The organism is Chitinibacter fontanus, assembly GCF_013423785.1.
Taxonomy (GTDB): Bacteria; Pseudomonadota; Gammaproteobacteria; order Burkholderiales; family Chitinibacteraceae; genus Chitinibacter; species Chitinibacter fontanus.
Genome location: NZ_CP058952.1, coordinates 862,490 through 881,162, shown reverse-complemented (window position 1 = coordinate 881,162; position 18,673 = coordinate 862,490). Strand labels below are relative to the sequence as shown.

The 18,673-nt window shown below is 51.7% G+C and carries 13 protein-coding genes; 4 read left to right on the top strand and 9 right to left on the bottom strand.

What is annotated here, in order from left to right; genetic code table 11:
* Window positions 1-66 precede the first annotated feature (66 nt).
* Window positions 67-930 carry a helix-turn-helix domain-containing protein gene (locus HZU75_RS04085; protein ID WP_180307905.1) on the bottom strand — a complete coding sequence of 288 codons (864 nt, stop codon included), beginning with the start codon at window positions 928-930 and terminating at the stop codon, window positions 67-69.
* Window positions 931-1,138: 208 nt separating this feature from the next.
* Here HZU75_RS04085 and HZU75_RS04080 point away from each other — a divergent pair, with 208 nt between their 5' ends.
* Together HZU75_RS04080 and HZU75_RS04075 are read left to right on the top strand one after the other, a co-directional pair.
* Window positions 1,139-3,673, top strand: coding sequence for a family 20 glycosylhydrolase (locus tag HZU75_RS04080; protein WP_180307904.1), 2,535 nt, complete (start codon window positions 1,139-1,141; stop codon window positions 3,671-3,673).
* 81 nt (window positions 3,674-3,754) lie between these two features.
* A complete protein-coding gene (locus HZU75_RS04075; protein ID WP_180307903.1) occupies window positions 3,755-4,153 on the top strand; it encodes an SMI1/KNR4 family protein in 399 nt (132 codons plus the stop codon).
* Here HZU75_RS04075 and mnmL read toward each other — a convergent pair.
* Window positions 4,143-5,123: a tRNA modification radical SAM protein MnmL/YtqA gene (mnmL, locus tag HZU75_RS04070; RefSeq protein ID WP_180307902.1), complete on the bottom strand. Its 981-nt coding sequence runs from the start codon at window positions 5,121-5,123 to the stop codon at window positions 4,143-4,145. The genes HZU75_RS04075 and mnmL overlap by 11 nt on opposite strands.
* Before the next feature lie 965 nt (window positions 5,124-6,088).
* On the opposite strand from mnmL, the gene HZU75_RS04065 reads away from it, so the two are divergent.
* The gene (locus HZU75_RS04065) at window positions 6,089-6,655 is read left to right on the top strand and encodes an NYN domain-containing protein (RefSeq protein ID WP_180307901.1); all 567 of its coding nucleotides are present in this window, start codon (window positions 6,089-6,091) and stop codon (window positions 6,653-6,655) included.
* 169 nt (window positions 6,656-6,824) lie between these two features.
* Here the strand turns inward: HZU75_RS04065 and uvrA are convergent, their stop codons facing one another.
* Complete coding sequence (gene uvrA, locus HZU75_RS04060; RefSeq protein WP_228028185.1) at window positions 6,825-9,683, bottom strand: excinuclease ABC subunit UvrA; 2,859 nt, start codon at window positions 9,681-9,683, stop codon at window positions 6,825-6,827.
* A gap of 173 nt (window positions 9,684-9,856) precedes the next feature.
* Here uvrA and HZU75_RS04055 point away from each other — a divergent pair, with 173 nt between their 5' ends.
* Window positions 9,857-10,474 carry a hypothetical protein gene (locus tag HZU75_RS04055; RefSeq protein ID WP_180307900.1) on the top strand — a complete coding sequence of 206 codons (618 nt, stop codon included), beginning with the start codon at window positions 9,857-9,859 and terminating at the stop codon, window positions 10,472-10,474.
* On the opposite strand, the gene HZU75_RS04050 is transcribed toward HZU75_RS04055, so the two are convergent.
* The 6 genes from HZU75_RS04050 to HZU75_RS04025 are packed head-to-tail and all read right to left on the bottom strand — an operon-like array spanning window position 10,475 to window position 18,160.
* A complete protein-coding gene (locus tag HZU75_RS04050; protein WP_180307899.1) occupies window positions 10,475-10,924 on the bottom strand; it encodes a type IV pilin protein in 450 nt (149 codons plus the stop codon).
* The gene (locus tag HZU75_RS04045) at window positions 10,924-15,633 is read right to left on the bottom strand and encodes a pilus assembly protein (RefSeq protein WP_180307898.1); all 4,710 of its coding nucleotides are present in this window, start codon (window positions 15,631-15,633) and stop codon (window positions 10,924-10,926) included. The genes HZU75_RS04050 and HZU75_RS04045 overlap by 1 nt, the downstream gene beginning before the upstream one ends.
* A gap of 11 nt (window positions 15,634-15,644) precedes the next feature.
* Window positions 15,645-16,172 carry a pilus assembly PilX family protein gene (locus HZU75_RS04040; protein WP_180307897.1) on the bottom strand — a complete coding sequence of 176 codons (528 nt, stop codon included), beginning with the start codon at window positions 16,170-16,172 and terminating at the stop codon, window positions 15,645-15,647.
* Window positions 16,173-16,182: 10 nt separating this feature from the next.
* The gene (locus tag HZU75_RS04035) at window positions 16,183-16,962 is read right to left on the bottom strand and encodes a PilW family protein (RefSeq protein WP_180307896.1); all 780 of its coding nucleotides are present in this window, start codon (window positions 16,960-16,962) and stop codon (window positions 16,183-16,185) included.
* Between the two features lie 10 nt (window positions 16,963-16,972).
* Window positions 16,973-17,623, bottom strand: a complete 651-nt coding sequence (gene pilV / locus HZU75_RS04030) for a type IV pilus modification protein PilV (RefSeq protein WP_180307895.1) — start codon at window positions 17,621-17,623, stop codon at window positions 16,973-16,975.
* 9 nt (window positions 17,624-17,632) lie between these two features.
* On the bottom strand, window positions 17,633-18,160 hold the full coding sequence (locus HZU75_RS04025; protein ID WP_180307894.1) for a GspH/FimT family pseudopilin: 528 nt from the start codon (window positions 18,158-18,160) through the stop codon (window positions 17,633-17,635).
* Window positions 18,161-18,673 lie beyond the last annotated feature (513 nt).

The window sequence follows — 18,673 nt, the reverse complement described above, 5'->3', positions numbered from 1 at the left end:
TGTAAATACCTACTGGGTGTATGGGTTTATGCATTAGGTAATTTATATACTGCATAAATATACCCTTCAGTTTGATTTGGCGACTTGCTGAGTACGGCTCTGGCGACGAAATGCGCTGGGGGTTTGCCCCTGTCGTTCGCTAAATTGTTGATAAAAATGGCTTAAGCAGGCGTAGCCACTTTGGCTGGCGACCCAATCGATGCCACGATCAGTACTCAGCAGCAGATTGCTGGCGTGCGCAATGCGCAGCCGCGCTAATTCTTGGCTAAAGCTCGATTTCATTTGCTGCGCAAACAAGCGTTTGAGCGTCGTCACGCTGCAGGCGGCCACTTGGGCTAGCTCGTCGAGCGTGACGCTATGCAGATAGTGCTCTTGTAAATAGCTCATCGCGCGGATGAGTCGGCGATCTGGCTCAAGCTGAGTCAGCTCGCCATTGATAAAGCGCGCGGCGGGGTCTTTTTCCAACTCGGATAAAATATCCAGCAGTGCGGTCAAACGTTTCAGCCCAGTGAGTTCATGCAATTGTGCCAGTCGTGGCGCCAGCATCTGTGTGCAGGCAGAGCTAAACACCACGCCTTGCCGGATTTGCGCTAGCCACTGACACAGATGTCGCAGTTCAGGCATGCCGTTTTCAGCTAGGGCTACTAGCCAGTCGAGCCGAAATAACACCACCTGCAGTTTGATCGCCGCGCCATCGACGCGCGCCGGTGCTTGCCAGCTATGTGGCTGATTGGGCGCGACCAAGGCCAGATCACATTCGCCAAAACTTTCCAGATCACTGCCGATATGCCGCTGGCCCTGCGCGCCCAGCGTGAGGGTCAGCTCGTATTCGGGGTGAAAATGCAAATTAAACGGGATTAGGTCGGCAATATGATGATTTAAGCGCCACGCGTGGCCCTGCGAATTACCAATCCATTCCCTAATCAGCATAGCGTTTCTCCGTTTGAGCTGATTCTATGCTTTTTTGGGCTAATAGTGGATTTTTGCTTGGGCGCTAGCTGTATAAATGTGCCATGCAGGCATGGACGTCGTTGCGCTCGCTACAGCAAGTAAGCAGAGCTTGGCTTCCACGCGTGGCACTTCTACACTGTCTTGGATGGGGGCTAGCCCCAACCGACCAACCGAAGGGAGAGCAAGAATGAATAAGCCAGCGGGTGCGCATTTAAAATTAACTTGGGCGAATAAAACCAACGCCCACAATGGCGACAACTTTCTCGCCACACTAACGCTGACCAATTTGTCAGAGCACGCGCTACCAGCGACTGGCTGGGCGATTTACTTCAATACTTGCCGCAAGATCAAACCTGAAACGGTGAGCGGTGATGTATTGGTGACTCACGTGAATGGCGACTTCTGGAGCTTAGAGCCTAAGCCTGAGTTTGGCGTGGTGCAGTCTGGTGAAACACGCACTTTCGACTATGAAGGCCTATTCTGGGTGATTAGCGAAACCGACGCGCCATTGGGCTTTTACATTGTTTACGACGTTGGTACGCCGAATGCCCATATGGAAGTGATTGGTGATCCGGAAATTGCCGAATTTGCTACGCTTGAGCAGCGTCATCGCAATGCCAATGATAAAGTTGCACCAAGTAATGCCGCGCTGACCTACGAGCAAAATGCAGGTCTGAGCCTACTGCCTGCGGATGCCATCAGCAAAATCACGCCAACACCACTGAGCTACACCGCCGCAGCGGGCGAATTTCTGATTACTAAAAACACCTATATTGTTCACTCAGCCGATTTGGCCAATGAAGCGGCTTTGTTGCAAGCCAGCTTGCACGACGTGAGTGGCAAAACACTGCAACGCGCGGCGATTACCCCAGCGGGCGCTGCGACGATCAAATTGCAAATTGGCGCGGTGAATGTTAGCGAAACGCTGGCACCAAATGAAGCGTATCAACTGGATGTGAGCCCAAGCGGCATCGTGATCACTGGCGCAAGCGCCGCAGGTGTGTGCAACGGTATTCAAAGTTTGCGCCAATTGTTGCCTGTGGCGGCTTACCTGAACCCGCAAGCTGAACTCGCCGTTGGCGCGTGCAAAGTCGTTGACGCGCCACGCTTTGCTTACCGCGGTATGCATCTAGACGTGGGTCGTAACTTCACTAGCAAAGAAACGATTCTGCGCTTGCTTGAATGCATGTCGCTGTACAAGCTGAACCAATTCCACTTCCACCTCACCGATGATGAAGGCTGGCGCTTGGAAATTCCAAGCCTGCCAGAGCTGACCGAAATCGGTAGCCAGCGCGGTTATACCGCTGATGAAACCGACAATCTGGTGCCATGCTTTGGCTCGGGCGGCGATGTAGCGGGTAAGGCAGGTAGTGGTTTCTACAGCAAAGCTGATTTCATCGAAATCCTGAAATACGCCACCGCACGCCACATTGAAGTCGTGCCAGAAATCGACGTGCCAGGCCACGCACGCGCAGCGATCAAAGCGATGAATGTGCGCTACACACGCCTGATGGCCGAAGGCCGCGAAGCTGAAGCTAAACAGTACCTGTTGTGCGACTTTAACGACGCATCGGTGTATGAATCAGTGCAATTGTGGCACGACAATGTGATCTGCATTGCGCAAGAATCTTGCTACAACTTCATCGAGACCGTATTGCACGATGTGAAGGCGATGTTTGTTGAGGCGGGTGCGCCGTTCACCACCATGCACACCGGTGGCGACGAAGTGCCGCACGGTGCTTGGGAGCAATCGCCAATTTGCCAAGCCTTTATGAAAGAGCAGGGCATGACGCAAATCGTTGAGCTGCAAAACTACTTCCTCGCACGCTACCGCGACCTGCTGAAAAAATACGGCCTAGTGTTTGGTGGCTGGGAAGAAATTGCGCTGGTGAAAAAAGAAGTCAACGGCACGCATACGCATGGCCCAAATCCAGAATTCGTCAACGCCAACTTCCGCCCGTACGTATGGAATAACGTGTGGGGCTGGGGTCAGGAAGACTTCGCTTATCAATTGGCCAACGCGGGCTACAAAACGGTATTGTCGAACGTGACGAACCTGTATTTTGACTTGGCCTACGCGAAAGATCCGCTCGAGCCGGGCTACTACTGGGGCGGCTTTATCGAAACGCGCGGCGCATTTGAATTCGTTCCGCTCGATATCTTTACCACTGCCACGGTTAATCTATTTGGCCATGAGCTTGATAAAGACAATATCGCCAGCAAAGTACGCCTGACACCAGAAGGCACTAAAAACATCATCGGGATTCAAGGCCAATTGTGGGCGGAAAATATCCGTGATCGTTCACGCCTCGAATATTTGGCGATGCCACGTACGATTGCACTGGCCGAACGCGCATGGGCGAAAGATCCAGCTTGGACTTCTATCGCCGATGCCGCAGCGCGCCAAGCGAAAATTGACGCGGATTGGAACGAATTTGCCAACCGCTTGGGCCAACGCGAATTGCCACGCCTCGATGGCTTCCCACGTGCAGAAGGCTTTGGTGGCTACGGCTACCGTATCCCATTGCCGGGCGTGAAAGTGGAAGCGGGCAAGCTGTACGCCAATATTTCGGCGCCCGGCTTGGCGATTCGCTACACCACTGACGGCTCAGACCCAACCCCAGCCTCGGCGCTGTACACCGGCCCAGTGGCTGCGACTGCGACAATGAAAGTCGCCGCGTTTAGCAGCAGCAACCGCCGCAGCCGCGTTGTAGCTGTATAAGCTTTAGCAGTGATGTAAAAAGGCCTTGGTTTCTCCAAGGCCTTTTTTTTGATTTTTGAATCACTAATGCAGAGTGCCTGTATGCCTTTTGATCTAAGTGAACGATTTGTTGATGAGGCAGAGCAGCTGTTGGGAGCTGCGCTGCCAGAGTCTTATCGCACAGCCATGAAATCTGAAAATGGTGGTGTGGTTGAATTCAATGACGATAATTGGGAGCTGTACCCGATTGCAGACTCCTCAGATCGCAAGCGCCTTGTGCGCAGCTGTAATCACATCATCAAAGAAACAGAGTTTTATAAAGATTGTGAAGGTTTTCCAGAAAATGCACTTGCAATCGCTGCGAATGGCTGCGGTGATCAGTTGATTTTTCTTCGCGAAGGCAATTCGTATTCGCCAATTGTATTTTGCTGGTCACATGAAACTGGCGAGCTGGAGAAGGCTGCTAATGATTTTGCCGAACTCAAAAATCCTAGCCCGTAGAGCCGATCTGCGGACAGTGGCTTTTCCATCGCTGCCCATGCCAGCTTTTTCGCTGCTCCAGCTTCGCCGTTAGCATCGGCGCGAGTTCCGATAGCCGCAGCGACCAATCCGGCGCAAGGCGCATTGACGGTGGCACTTCGCTGCCGACGCGCTGGATGGCGATATTCGGGTTGAGGCGCTCGACAAAATCGGCGAGTAATTCAAGATAATCATCAAGCGGCATCATCGGAATGCTGGCCGGATCTTGCCGCCATTGGTTAGCCATTTGCGTGCCTTTCACAATTTGCAGTTGATGAAATTTCAGCGACGCCAGCGGCAGCTTCGATAGCAGCTCGGCGGCGGCCACCATGCTGTCGCGGCTCTCGCCCGGCAGGCCAAACAGCAAATGCGCGCCAACGCTCAGATTACGCGCCGCAGCGCGCTCAATCGCATCGACGCTGCAAGCAAAATCATGGCCACGGTTCACCGCGATGAGCGCCTGATCGCACGTTGATTCAATCCCCAATTCCAGCTCGATCAAATAGCGCTCGGACAGCTCGGCCAGATAATCGAGCAACTCATCCGACACACAATCAGGCCGCGTGCCGATCACCAAACCGCTGATATCACGGTGGCGCAGCGCGGTTTGATAGGTGTCGATCAGACGGTCAAGCTCGCCATAGGTATTGCTATAGGCCTGAAAGTAGGCGACCCAAAGCTTGGTGCGTGGATAGCGGCGGCGTAGAAACTCCAGCCCGGTATCGAGCTGTAGGCCAATATTATTGGGATTCTCACGCGCATACTGTGGGGTAAAGCCTGCGTTATTGCAAAAAGTGCAGCCCAATTGGCCTTTCGTACCATCGCGATTCGGGCAAGTAAAATCCGCCGCCACCGACACCTTCTGCACCCGCCCGCCGTATTTGGCGTGGCTAATATCAATCCACGACGAAAAACGGCGTGGGTGCAGGCGGAAGGAATTGGCGTTGAACATCGTCGGCAGCTAAGTAATTGAAGTCGTGGTGCTTTTATATCGCAGCGGTGGATTTGGCGTATTGATGTGGCGCAGCTGTGATTGTTTTGCGATGCCTCGAACTTTGGCACTTGTGCCATGGTCGGCGAATCCGCTGTTTTTAGCGGCTGCGCCGCGATGTTTGAATGCGCGTTCCGCCGCGCAGGCAGGTAGGGGGCTTTGCTTCTCCAAAGCCCCCTACACCCCAAAAGAGCCCCGATCGCCGCGAAACCCCGTCCGTCCGGCAATTGGCAAGGCGCCGCAAAACTCGCTGCGCGCTACCGTCGCGCCGCTCAAACAGGTTGCGGCTTAAAACCTTGCCAATCGCCTCCCGAACGGCGCGGCTCCACGGGCAAGCCGTGCTAAACACCATTGCTGTGTTTTCGCCAAAGTAAAAATCAGAATAACGCGAATAACTCGGCAGATTCATCGGTGAAATTCGCTACGCTCTGTTTACCCTATGGGTATATCAATGAAGGGCAATTCAATATTGACCTGTGGAGCAACACCATGGCATGTATATGTCGCAATCGTTGGTCTGCGCCAATTCCCCTACAGCTGCGCCGAGCGAGGAACAAGCGGCAGGGGAATTCGGCGGGCTCTGTTTTGTTAAAGCTCGCCGCCCTGCCGATTGTCCGCAGCGAGGGCATCGGCGTAGCCGACGCAGATGTGGGGTCGCCTTTCTTTGCTTACTTTCTTTAGGCGAAGCAAAGAAAGTAAGTGCCGCGGCGCATGGCCGCCAATCCGTGGTGGATAACAAATTGCAGCCAAATAAAAAACCGCCTCGGATGGAGGTTTCTCAATAAACGTTGCGCAGCACAAGCTTAGTCTAACCTACGGCGCTAGGGCGATTCTGTGTGGTAAGCTACTCGACATTAAAGCAGCAATTTGTTAATTCGATCTCAGCGTAGGGAAGGGTTTTGTGATGAGAAAACAGGAATATTTTTATGCAATATAAAACAATCGTTCTCGTTGATGGAGAGAACTTAGTGCAAAGATATCAAAGCTTGGTTCAAGCGGGGAGAGTACCAATTAAAACAGTAGATCACGAAAGAGATTGTTTTGTTTGGCAGAAGGATATATTGAATGAACACGGGAATAATGATGTTGTTCGGGTGTCTTATTACACAACAGTGGTTGGTGATGATAATAAAATTTATGAAATAAAAAGAAAAATATCCGAATCGATTTTTGAATTCACTACAATATCAAGTCAGGAATGGTCAGGCACCTTAGTTCCATATGTATTTAAGAAGGAGAAACAAAATTCAAAAAGCAAGAGTGTAGATATTAATCTTACCATAGATGCTTTAAAGTACGCTTATGGGACATCAATTGATAAAGTCGTAATCATGTCAGGAGATGGTGATTATATTCCCCTTCTTCGAGAGGTAATGTCACGAGGAAAGATGGTGCAGGTTTATGCCTTTTCTGATGGTTTAAATAAAGAAATTTTTTGTAATGTTGATGACCTATTTCTTCTTGATGATTTATTCTTTGAACCGAATGATTAAGTAAAGTAGCGAGGGTTAATCTTTTTTGCGCGCCTTCGTTGCGATTTGCTAGCTCGGTATCTGATTGGCGGGTTACGCCTTCGGCTAACCCGCCCTACGCTGGTGCTGATGGGTATGTTTCTATAGGCCAATCTAATCATTGGCTACAGCGATATACCCATAATCCCAATTATTCCCTCGCTATCCCCAACGCCCGCGCCAAATACAGCCCCGTATGACTCGCCATATTTCGCGCCACATCTTCCGGTGTGCCGGTGGCGATGATTTGGCCGCCGCCTGCGCCGCCTTCTGGCCCCAGATCAATCACCCAATCCGCCGTTTTAATCACATCCAGATTGTGCTCGATCACCACCACGGTATTGCCGTGGCTCGATAGGCGCTGAACAACTTTCAGCAGCAGGTCGATATCGTGGAAATGCAGGCCGGTGGTGGGTTCGTCCAAGATATACAGCGTGCGACCGGTGTCGCGTTTGGAGAGTTCTAGCGCGAGTTTCACGCGTTGCGCTTCACCGCCCGATAGCGTGGTGGCGCTTTGGCCGAGGCGGATGTAGCCGAGGCCCACGTCGAGCAGCGTTTGCAGTTTGCGCGCGACGGTGGGGACGGCGTTGAAGAATTCCAGCGCGTCTTCAACCGTCATATTTAGCACTTCAGTGATGCTCTTGCCTTTGTATTGCACTTCCAGCGTTTCGCGGTTGTAGCGCAGGCCGTGGCAGACGTCGCACGGTACGTACACGTCGGGCAGGAAGTGCATTTCAACCTTAATCACGCCATCGCCCTGACACGCTTCGCAGCGCCCGCCTTTGACGTTGAACGAGAACCGCCCCGGTCCGTAGCCGCGCTCGCGTGCGACCGGAACGCCAGCAAATAGCTCGCGGATCGGCGTAAACAGGCCGGTGTAGGTGGCGGGGTTGGAGCGCGGCGTGCGGCCGATCGGTGATTGATCGACGTTGATGACTTTGTCGAAATGCTCCAAGCCAGTGACTTCGCGGTAGGGCGCTGGCTCGCATCCGGCACCATTCAGATCGCGCGCGGCAATGCTGTACAGCGTGTCGTTGATCAGCGTGGATTTGCCTGAGCCCGATACACCAGTGATGCAGACCATCAGGCCAACGGGCAATTCGAGCGTCACGTCTTTCAGATTATTGCCGCTGGCACCAACCAAGCGCAGCCATTTTTCGGCATCGGGCACGCGGCGTTTTTCGGGTTGGGTGATTTTGCGCTTGCCGGTCATAAACTGGCCGGTGATCGAATCGGGATTGTTGAACACTTCTTCCGGTGTGCCGACGGCGATGACCTGCCCACCGTGCACGCCCGCGCCGGGGCCCATGTCGACCAGATAATCGGCGGCGCGCATTGCATCTTCGTCGTGCTCGACGACGATCACGGTGTTATCCAGATCGCGCAGGTGCATTAGCGTACCGATCAGGCGGTCGTTATCGCGCTGGTGCAGGCCGATGGATGGCTCATCGAGCACATACATTACGCCAGTCAGACCCGAGCCAATCTGGCTGGCGAGGCGAATCCGCTGCGCTTCGCCGCCCGACAGCGTATCGGCGCTGCGCTCCAGGCATAGATAATCCAGACCCACATTCACCAAGAAGCCCAAACGCTCGCTGATTTCCTTAACGATTTTCTCGGCAATCTGCGCCTTGCTGCCTTCCAGTTCTAGACTTTGGAAAAAGTGGAGTGTATCTCGCAAAGCCAATCTAGATAGGGCGTGCAGGTTATTCCCCCCCACTCGTACATGGCGGGCTTCTTTGCGCAGGCGTGCGCCGTCGCAAACGGGGCAGACTTGATTGTTTTGGTATTTCGATAATTCCTCGCGCACCGACATCGAGTCGGTTTCACGGTAGCGGCGTTCCAGATTGGGGATGATGCCTTCAAAACTGTGTACGCGCTCGAACTTGCTGCCGCGCTCGTTCATATAAATAAACGCAATTTCCTCGCGGCCTGAGCCGTGCAGGATGATGTTTTGTAGTTTAGCGTCCAGCTCTTCCCATGGCGTCGCGGTGTCAAAACCATAATGTGCCGCTAGGCTGGTGAGCATCTGGAAGTAAAACTGATTGCGCTTATCCCAGCCCTTGATCGCGCCAGCGGCGAGGCTGATTTCGGGGTGAGCGACGACGCGTTTCGGATCGAAAAAGGTTTTTTGCCCAAGGCCATCGCAACTTGGGCACGCGCCCATTGGGTTGTTAAACGAAAACAGACGCGGTTCGAGTTCGGGTAGGCTGTAGCTACACACCGGACAGGCAAATTTGGCCGAGAACCAATGCTCGTTGCCAGAGTCCATTTCGACCGCAATTGCGCGGCCATCAGCGTGGCGCAGTGCGGTCTCGAACGATTCGGCCAAGCGCTGTTGCAAATCAGCGCGCACTTTCAGCCGGTCGATCACCACTTCAATCGTGTGTTTTTTGTTTTTATCGAGTTTGGGCGTTTCATCGAGCTCGAACACTTCGCCATCGACGCGCACGCGCACAAAGCCTTGCGCGCGCAGCTCTTCAAATAGATCGACGTTTTCGCCTTTTTTACCAATGACCACCGGCGCGAGCACCATTAGTTTGGTGTCTTCGGGCAGTGCTAAAACATGATCGACCATCTGGCTGACGGTTTGACTTTGCAATGGCTGATCGTGGTCGGGGCAGTAGGGTGTGCCGACGCGGGCGAATAGCAAACGTAGATAGTCGTGAATCTCGGTGACGGTGCCTACTGTCGAGCGCGGATTGTGGCTGGTGGCTTTTTGCTCGATCGAAATCGCCGGGCTCAGGCCTTCGATCAGATCAACGTCGGGCTTTTCCATCAGCTGCAAAAATTGCCGCGCGTAGGCCGACAGCGATTCCACATAGCGGCGCTGCCCTTCGGCGTACAAGGTATCAAAGGCGAGCGATGATTTGCCCGAGCCGGACAGACCGGTAATCACGACTAACTTGCCACGAGGGAGGTCGAGGCTGACGTTTTTTAGATTGTGCGTCCGCGCGCCGCGAATGCGGATCATCGGCTGGTCTGGCTCTAATGCAGCAGGGCGATACATGGCGTTGTCCGGCGATTAAAAACAATCAAAGATTGTAGCGCTTTATGACCGGCCTAGATAGTACATAGTACGATTGTTCTGTTTAAGCGTTGAGAGGGGGCATGTATTGCGATTCTCAGCAATTTGCTTGGTCAGCCATTTATAATAAATGGCTAATATGGATTGATTTACACATGTTGATTTTCGGTCAATTACTTACCGCAGGCTCGCTGGTGCAACTGCTGTGCAAAGAGATTCGGCACAGAGTGCTGCTGTGGTCGTTATTGGCATCACTATTGCTGCATTTTGCACTATTACTGATTGCATTTGGTGCGCCCTCCAATCAGAGGCAAGCGGCACCGCATGTTGCTGTGCCGAGCCTGCAAATACGCTTGATGGCCGCTAATCCACTGCTTGTGAAAGAGAGCGCTATCTGGAGTATGCCTAGTGCGCCAGAAGCATTACCGCCCGATTATGGGCAAGCCTTAAGCCTGTTGGCCGCTAGCCAACTCAACTTGCCCGCATCGGCCGTGGCAGTCGCAGACACCGAAGCTGAGTTACTGAATGAGCCGAGCTTTGTACCGAGTGATTTTTCCCGCGCATCGGTGAATTTGCAACTGGCGATTGAGATTGACGAAACGGGGCTGGTGCGACAAATACATGTGCTATCCGGGCACCTGAGTGACGAAGAATACCCACCGATTTTTGCCAAAATTGCTCAGCTGCAATTTCGCCCCGCGATCCGGCAAGGGCGAGGTGTCGCCAGCAGCAAAATTTACAATGTGGCTTTTAGTGCGCCTGCTGGGGATTAATTACCAGTTGTCTTCACCAGCATCGCTGTTGTCTCCGTCATTGTTTTTATCCCACGCCTTGCGGCCAGTGTGTCGCAGTTCTAAAGCTCCATCTCCACTTTGTGGGCCTTTGGGAGTGGCCGTTAGAGTGTAAGTCGAGCCATCGGCGCTGCAATTACTCATGATGATGTCATAGTATTTGGTTGTGCCATCAATTGGGGACTCCAAGATCGGGGCGTCAGGGCAAGTTGCGGAGTCGCTGTACCGGCTGTTTTCGGTGTAACGTCGTTCGAGCAGCTGTGCGCTTTGCATCAGTACGCCCTGAGCATCGGTTCGACGGGTTTTTTTGATGTAGCTTTGATAGTTTGGGATTGCAATGGCTGCCAAAATGCCGATTAGCGCAACCACAATCATCATCTCAATCAGGGTAAAGCCTTTATCACGTAGCGGCGATTGGCGATAGTGAGTCATTATTTAATTACCTCGGTCCAGTTTACTGGTACGACTATGCGTGAGTCGCATACATTGATTTGCGTTGCCTTGCCCAAAGGATCAACGTCGATGGCTTTTTCGCAAGGGGAATTGCTTTTCTTGCCGTTGTAATTGCGGCCAAACCCACGTTCATCATTCAAACCCGACGGTGTACTTCCCTTGATGGTAGTTGTTCCATTTGGGGTGGAAGTCGTGGTCACAAAGCCTACATTTGGGATGCTCACTTTGCTGCTGGTGCCGCTATTGTTCATGGTAAACCGTGGTCGAGATTGTCCACCGTCATCGAGATTGAGTGCCATTAAGCCCGATTGTGAGGTGAAGGCGCAGCTGTTGGCGCTATCCTCGGCTGGGATAATTGAGTTAAATAGAATCGTGCCACCCGCAATTCTAGGCATGCCGACGTGACGCTCTTCACCCCGTGGAAAATCTAAATACCAGCCGTATTGAATCGATGGCGTGTATTTATTGTCATCCGAGCAATTAGTCTGGAAGCTGCCATCTTCTTTTTTCGGCAAGATGCAGCGATAGTTTTCTATATCGCTTAGCGTCAGACCCGAAATATTAAATTTGGCCAAATCGGTGCTATTAAATTGCGCCATTTTTTGCTGCAGCAAATCAGTGAGACTTGGCGGGGTATAGTTCGTAACTGCGGTACTTGTGATATTGCCATTACTGCCCATTGATATCTCTGGGTCGACAATACCGTAGAAGCCATTGGTATCCGATTGCCCTGTACAGCTGGCATTGTAGCGGTCGCAATCTTCATAGAATTTACCGGTACCAAAGTAAACCATCAGTCGCTTATTGGTGATATTGAGTGCAGACTCAGCGTTCTTTTCCAGAGCAATCGCCGGTGGGCTTACGATCGATTGTGCTTTGTTGCTGCGGGTGGCGCGAAACATGGGTTTGCCACCCAGCGCAACTCGCCACTGGCTTGGATCGTTGCTGCTGACATCAAATTTCCACAAATTGCCAAACATATCGCCGGCGTACACGTAATCAGCGGTGCCATCGCTATTGAGATCAGCGGCAGTGGGGGCCGATAAACCATTGGCGCCGCTAAATAGGCCACCATTGCTGGCAACGGATGCATCAACGGTGATTTTGACCACTTTGTTAGCCCAGCCACTGACGCTCGGGCCAGAAACATCCAGTAAAAATAAAGTCGCGCTGCCAGTTGTGCTATTTAGGCCATTGCCGGTAATGGCATACCATTTGCCATTATTCATTTTGGTAATTAATGGGCTGTAGGGTTGATAGCCCATGTCTGGGCTGCCTTTGCTGGTGTCATTGGTGTTAAAAAACTCCCAGCGCGTTACGCCTGAAATAACGGAAGAACCCACGCTCAGTGGATTACTGATGTCGAGGGCAAAAATCCCTTTGCCACCAAAACCTGCAGTAGCAGCCAGTAGCGTGCGCCAGCTACCATCATCCGTTTTCACATCCTGCACGGCAGGTTGGCCGTTGAGATAGTACTCATGGCTATAAGTTAGCTCTTCCAATTTGCGTAACTTATCAAACATGAATGAAGGAATATAACCAAAACGCTCTCTGCCATTGTCAACCTGATTGGTTACCACGTCGTCCATAAAGGCATGAAAGACGCCGCCATTGGCTCCGGCGTAAACAAAATTGGTTCGGGCCGATTGTTGGTTAGCAAAGGCTGCGTAGCCGTTATCGACGTAGTAATCGGCACGTGGCACAGGGCCTACGGCGTAGGGCTGCGCATCCAGTATGTCTGCCAGATAATTGGTTTCACCATTAAATTGCTCACGCACGCGATATTTACCCGCTGTGGTGCCCTCGTTGCTATTGTCACCGCGAATATATTTGGCGCGAGCCTCCATTAGTGGGGTAACCACAAAGCCACCAGGGTCGCCATTTGGATAGTTTAGGGCGGCTTTTTGCGCCGACGATAATTGCGCCATTTCGGCGGCGGCATCAAAGGCGCGACCAGTACGGGTGTCTGGATTCCAAGACATTAAAACCCGCTGGATCGGCGGAATCAGTTTGCCTGGGTCATTGGCGTCCCAGTAAACCGTGCCGAGTTGCAAGCTATCGGTATTAAGGGCAATCGCAGAAAGATTGCCACTCCATTGATTGGCTTTATAGGCTGTGCGGTAAATGCGGTATTCGGTGGATAGCGCGTTACTGCCTGCGGTACTGCCCACGGGGGCGCTAGAGCGACTGGTACTGTCAATGCGCGAGAAGGCGCGATCCAGTTGCTCTTTGAGCTTGAGCGGGTTGGTCACAAGGAAATAGTTGTCAGGTATCCCGTCACCGTCACCATCCCATTCGGCGGTGTTGTCCAGCACATCTTTATTGGCAGAGCCTTCCGATTCATCATCGATAAACCCACCGTATTTTGCAGCATACCAAAGTGGCGATTTCAATTCGGTGATGGTGGTTGCGGCACTATTCGGTGTGAAGGTTCGCGTATCAGTCAATGCGCTCATTGCATTGCTTGGTGCCATCGGCGTGCCAGATGGATTCCCTGTTCCTGCTGGCAGCGCATCCATCCAGTATTTGACGTTGCCGCCACCGATGTCTTTTACCACCAGATAAACACCATCCTTGGTGGTGCCAGAAACAACGTAGCCCATGTGCTGATCGATCCCGCCGGCAGCATAAGTCGAGTTTACTTTCACCTCGATGGTGTTATTGGCGAGCAGACGAATTTCGTATTCGGCAATCGCATCCATATCGTGGTCGCCACCGTATTCCACGTCTTCAAAGTTGATGCGGAATTTGTAATAGGGCCGCCCAGCGTTGACCGAGGTGTCGGTTGTAAAGCCCGGTACATTGCGAATGGTGTCGATGTAGAAATCAACAATCTGGTTAGTAGGGCGATAATCGCCTTGGCTGCCCGCGCCACCGCCGTTGGATGGAGATTTGGCGAACGGGGTAAAGGTCACTTTTTGCCCAGCAACCGGAATCTCAATTTTCGGCAGCGCCGAAGCCAACGCAATCGAAAATGTACTAACGACTTGTTTAGACGGAGCAGCATTGATGTCATTTTTACGGGCAAATTCGGCCACTGCAGCACTAAAGAAGGTTCCTGCTTTACCAGGTTCTTCTGGCAGCCCTTTCAGGTTAAAGAAGCTGCTGGCTGTTTTGGTGGTTGGCGCCTGATCATTCGTGGTGCCATTTTCGCCGATGATGACATTTTTACTGCCCGAGCCAAATTCAGCCGCCCACATATTGTTCAGAATGGTTTGAATGTTAAAGCTGGTGCTGTTGATGGTGGCATCACTTAAATTGCCATCAAAGTTTGGGTTGATGTCGGACATCAAGGTAATAACGGGCTTGGCGCACACGCTATTGCGGCGAACATTGTTGTTTAAACCGTATGGATCTTGCCAACTGGCTACGGGTAGATTTAGTGCGCTGCCTTTAGCATCGCTGGTGTTGCCTGCGCTGCCACCGGCGTAATACTTAACGGTTTCCCATAGCATTTCGGCCACTGGATTGCCCCAGCTACTACAACGGCCATTGACCAATTGTTTCGAGAAAGCATTGCCGTAGCTGCAGTCATTGTCATTCGTGCTGACGCCGTAATATTCCCGGCTATTAGAGAAGCCTTCAATGCGCAGATTATCAATGGTGCGAATAATGCCCACGGTGTTTGTGAAGGTGCCATCGGCTGAGTTGATTTCGTCACTGATGGTGCCAATGTTTTTGCGTAGAACACCGCCTTGCGTATTGTCCGAGTAGCTCCCGGTCAATAAACCAAAGCGCATACTGTCGGCATCGCCATATTGTTGGATGAGGCCAAATGGCTTGTAGCTGGAACCATATTTTTTACACTCGTCTTCCAATAGCCCCGTTTTGCAAACCTGTACGCGCACGACGTAGTTATTCATATCCGCAGTCGGGATATTTACCCGGTTGTTTGAGCCATCCGCGTATTGCGCATCGGTAACCGGGCGCTCAATACTCACCCACTCCCAAATACGGCGTGGGCTGTTTTTAATCGTGCGTAACATCGGTGGATTGAGATAACTGGTTTGGCAGTTATTCGGGGTACATAAGGTGGTGTTCCCAAAAAGATGTCGATTACCTGTGGTTGGTAAATCCATTGGGGTATAGTCTCGAATGTCATAGCCATCATTGGCTATGCTCATATACTCCTTGCCCCAGGTGTGTGCATCCTGCGGAATGAACGCGCGTTCGATCACTGTTTCGCTGGCCGTGTCGGTGCTGCGTTTGCCGCCGTACAATACGCGACGGATTGCGTCGATCCGCGAGGTGGTCAGGTAATTAAGGAAGTCACCGCTCCAGCGGGCACCACTATAGCTACGACACTTTTTATTTGTCGTGGTATTGATTGGCTCAAACCGAGTGCTGCTGCTGTTGTAGCTGTAGCATTTATAACTATCGAAGTAGCCATAGTAGTCAATTTTGAAATTGCCTTTGCCCTCGCTATAGCCAGCTTTAACCCGCCAGCCTTGGTAGCCAATATCATAATTGCCGTCACCGTCTAGGTCAGACGCATCGTTGTACGCTTCGTAATACAAACGATGATCTTTGCCCAACACCAGCATATTGAGTGGTGGCTCATTAGAGGATTGATAAAGTGGCGTGAATGGATCACGGCCACCTTGGGTTAAATTATTGAGCGCTACCGCTTGCGCGAGGTGAGGCATAAACAGCAGGCTAAGGATGATAGATAAAGTGGTACGTTGCATGATCAAGCTCCTTAGCTCTCGCAAGCTTTGACGATCGATTTGAGTAAAACTGAGCTGCTGGGGTCGGCACCTGTGCCTTGCGCCCATACTTCATAAAAAGTGCAGTCACCGTCGGTGTTATTGGCCAGGTCGCGAATCGCCCAGCGGGGCTGAGCGGCTACGCCAGCTACGGTTTGGGTAATTGCAGTATTGCCACCTTTGACTTTGTTGCAGCTTGTGCTGTCGATGGCGCAGGTGCCAGTGCCGCTCGACCAGTTGGTACTGTTCAATAGATAGGTTTTGCTAGCGTCTTCCTTATTGCATAAGCCATTAGCGCAACCCGAAGCAGGGAAAATCACTTCTTCGGTAAGTTGGGCTTGGGCGCGACGCATAGCCAGTTGAGCCATTTCAAAGGCTTGAGAGCGAGCACGATTGTTACCTGCGGAATGCTCACGCAATGTTGCGCTGCGTACCGCATAGACCACGGCGATCGTGATGGCGATCAAAAACACAATACTAGTGATCAGAACGAAGCCGCGCTGAATTTTGGGCGTGTACATGATGACGGTCCTAGTTGGGCTTGTTACGCAGATAGAGCGTTGTTGAGAACGTACGGTAGAGATGCCCGTCGCTATTGCTTACCGATTGCTGTGCGTGATCGGGAAAACTGCAATTCAGATAGCTTTTTCCGGTGCTGCTGACCGAGATCTTGTCATCGCGACTGCGAACAACCATGCAGGCGCGCACCGAGTAGACATTGGCCCAATTGGTGGGTGCGTCGGTATAGGTGTCTGTCAGACGATCATTGTCGCTATCGACGCCATACACGAGATTAAAATCGACAATATTGTCTGCAAGCACCTGCTGATTGCTGACTGTACTGCCAGTATTGTCGAGGCGACCGCATTTTAGCTGGCTATTTTCCACCGATAGCCGATAGGCATATTGCTGGTTGGTGGTCAGTAGTGGGTAATCAGAGTTGCCGGTTGAATCTTGCGCACAGGTAATGATATTGCCATCAGGGTCGCCCAAAAACCGGATATCTACACTTGTATCATTACCTTTAATCACAGTGCCGGCTGCCATACCATAACCAGCAGGAAAGGCTGTGCTCATGTTCGACTTCATACTGGACGTATTTTGAAAGCCCGCTTGAAACATCATCCGCTGCAAAGAGGCCATGGCGTATTTGCCATCTTCAGTCATGCGGCTTAATGCAGTTTGGCTGCGGAAGGTTTGCCGAGTCTGCACATAGATATTGGCAATCCCTAGTGTTAGAAGCAGGGCTAAGGTCAGGCCAACCATAAGCTCGACCAGAGTAAACCCAGTTTGGCGGCTAAAAGTATCCATTTTGTGTCTCTTAGGAAATAGTCAGCGCAAAACGCATCAGATCGGGGGTTGGATTGGCTTTAGTTGGTTTTTCGTCCTGCCACCAGATCTTGATTACATAGGGTGCGCTGGCATAACTGCCATTATTGCTAGCAAGGCAACCCGTTTTAGCTGCAAAATCAGCCGCGGTGCTATCGAGTACGGGTTCTGAGCCATCGTCTGGGCTTGTGTCACGGCAAATCACCGCTCCCCCGCTTGTCCCCAGAGGTAATGAGGCTGCGACCAGATCTAGCCAGTAGCCAAGTTCGGTGCGTGCGAGTGCCGTGCTGTTGGCGCTGCTTTCGGGCGTATAGCCTGTGGCGTTCTCACATTCAAAATGATGGGTCGAAGCGTTTACGCTACAAGTAAATCGTGCGTAGTCCGGCGCTTTGGGTAGGGTAGGGGCGCCTGTGCCGTAGTATTTGGCATCGCCGCCCGCATCTTGCGAGGCGATTGTTTTGGCGCGATTGGCCTGAACTTGTTCGCTTAAACTGCTTGCCAGATCCGTGGCTACCGAGCGCAAATATGAACTTTGCGTCGCACGTAATGAGTAGGCTTGCAATGAAGCTAGGCCCAAGATACCAATCGCCAGCACCACGAGGGAGACCAGCACCTCGATCATAATCATTCCGGTTTGTTTCATGGCATGCTCCTAACTACAAGTGGTGCCAAGCTCGCGGGTGATCCGGCCAACTTTATCGATGGTGACTATTCGTGCGGTAGCGCCGCTATTGCAAAGCGTGAATGTTGTGTCGCTGCTGCCCGCGAGAACTACTGACCGAAAGCGCACAAATTTAGCGTTATTAGTCACGTTGATGCTGCTAACATTTTTCACCGCATGACCAATCTGTAGCAGGGTTTCACCAGAGTCGTACACTCCGTCGCCATCTGCGTCTAAAAATAGCAGCCAGCCGGTAGCCCAATTGGGCGTGCCGGTTACACAGCTAGGGCTTGCGGCAGTAGGGGCTGCTGAATTACAGATGGAGATGCTGCTGCCACGCTTTATCGCCTCGGTTTTGGCGTAGCTAAACACATTCAGGAGTTCTTCCGATGAGCCGCTGAGTGCGCTGTTTTTAGCAAACATGGTGAGGCTAGGGGCCGCAATGCCAGCAATGATGCCGAGTAGGGCGACGACAACCATCATTTCAATGAGGGTGAAGCCTGAGGATCTGTTTTTCATATTAATCTATAAGAATATTAACGAATTCTGATGTTTGTGGTTAAGTTCGTTGATTTAATTGCTCTTTTTCAGTTTGCGGTTAATCAGCGCAAACAGCTCAGTTATTGAGTCCGAAGGCCTGAAGTAATCCCAAAACTCTTCAAGAGCTTGCCTAATCTTTCGGACTTATTTGGGCTAAATTATTGATTATTTTATGTAATTAGACGTTAGAAGGCGGATGGCTGACAAGTTAGGGTTTATGCTTAATAGATAATAACTGTGAGCAACTTCGCTTTTTTAATGGCTGACTAAAACGTAATTTGTTGGTTCTAGATTTGCATAAATTGCAATCGAGCTCAGGGTATCTGCGCACATCCTATTAAAAAACTGATCCACACAGATATACCCTACTGCTGCATTCGGTATGGTTCTTTTTGTCTAGATTGGCCTTGCCTCGGTACCCGATTGCACGTTTGTTATCCTGATGATCAACGGTGGTGATTACAGAAGCCATTGTATCCACCGATTGGTCTG

Bases quoted from the DNA above. Each gene is read 5' to 3' on its own strand.
- HZU75_RS04050 (WP_180307899.1), bottom strand. From the start codon at position 10,924: ATGACTCACTATCGCCAATCGCCGCTACGTGATAAAGGCTTTACCCTG.
- HZU75_RS04025 (WP_180307894.1), bottom strand. From the start codon at position 18,160: ATGAAAAACAGATCCTCAGGCTTCACCCTCATTGAAATGATGGTTGTC.
- HZU75_RS04065 (WP_180307901.1), top strand. From the start codon at position 6,089: ATGCAATATAAAACAATCGTTCTCGTTGATGGAGAGAACTTAGTGCAA.
- pilV (WP_180307895.1), bottom strand. From the start codon at position 17,623: ATGAAACAAACCGGAATGATTATGATCGAGGTGCTGGTCTCCCTCGTG.
- HZU75_RS04055 (WP_180307900.1), top strand. From the start codon at position 9,857: ATGTTGATTTTCGGTCAATTACTTACCGCAGGCTCGCTGGTGCAACTG.
- HZU75_RS04045 (WP_180307898.1), bottom strand. From the start codon at position 15,633: ATGCAACGTACCACTTTATCTATCATCCTTAGCCTGCTGTTTATGCCT.
- HZU75_RS04035 (WP_180307896.1), bottom strand. From the start codon at position 16,962: ATGGATACTTTTAGCCGCCAAACTGGGTTTACTCTGGTCGAGCTTATG.
- mnmL (WP_180307902.1), bottom strand. From the start codon at position 5,123: ATGTTCAACGCCAATTCCTTCCGCCTGCACCCACGCCGTTTTTCGTCG.
- HZU75_RS04080 (WP_180307904.1), top strand. From the start codon at position 1,139: ATGAATAAGCCAGCGGGTGCGCATTTAAAATTAACTTGGGCGAATAAA.
- uvrA (WP_228028185.1), bottom strand. From the start codon at position 9,683: ATGTATCGCCCTGCTGCATTAGAGCCAGACCAGCCGATGATCCGCATT.
- HZU75_RS04075 (WP_180307903.1), top strand. From the start codon at position 3,755: ATGCCTTTTGATCTAAGTGAACGATTTGTTGATGAGGCAGAGCAGCTG.
- HZU75_RS04040 (WP_180307897.1), bottom strand. From the start codon at position 16,172: ATGTACACGCCCAAAATTCAGCGCGGCTTCGTTCTGATCACTAGTATT.
- HZU75_RS04085 (WP_180307905.1), bottom strand. From the start codon at position 930: ATGCTGATTAGGGAATGGATTGGTAATTCGCAGGGCCACGCGTGGCGC.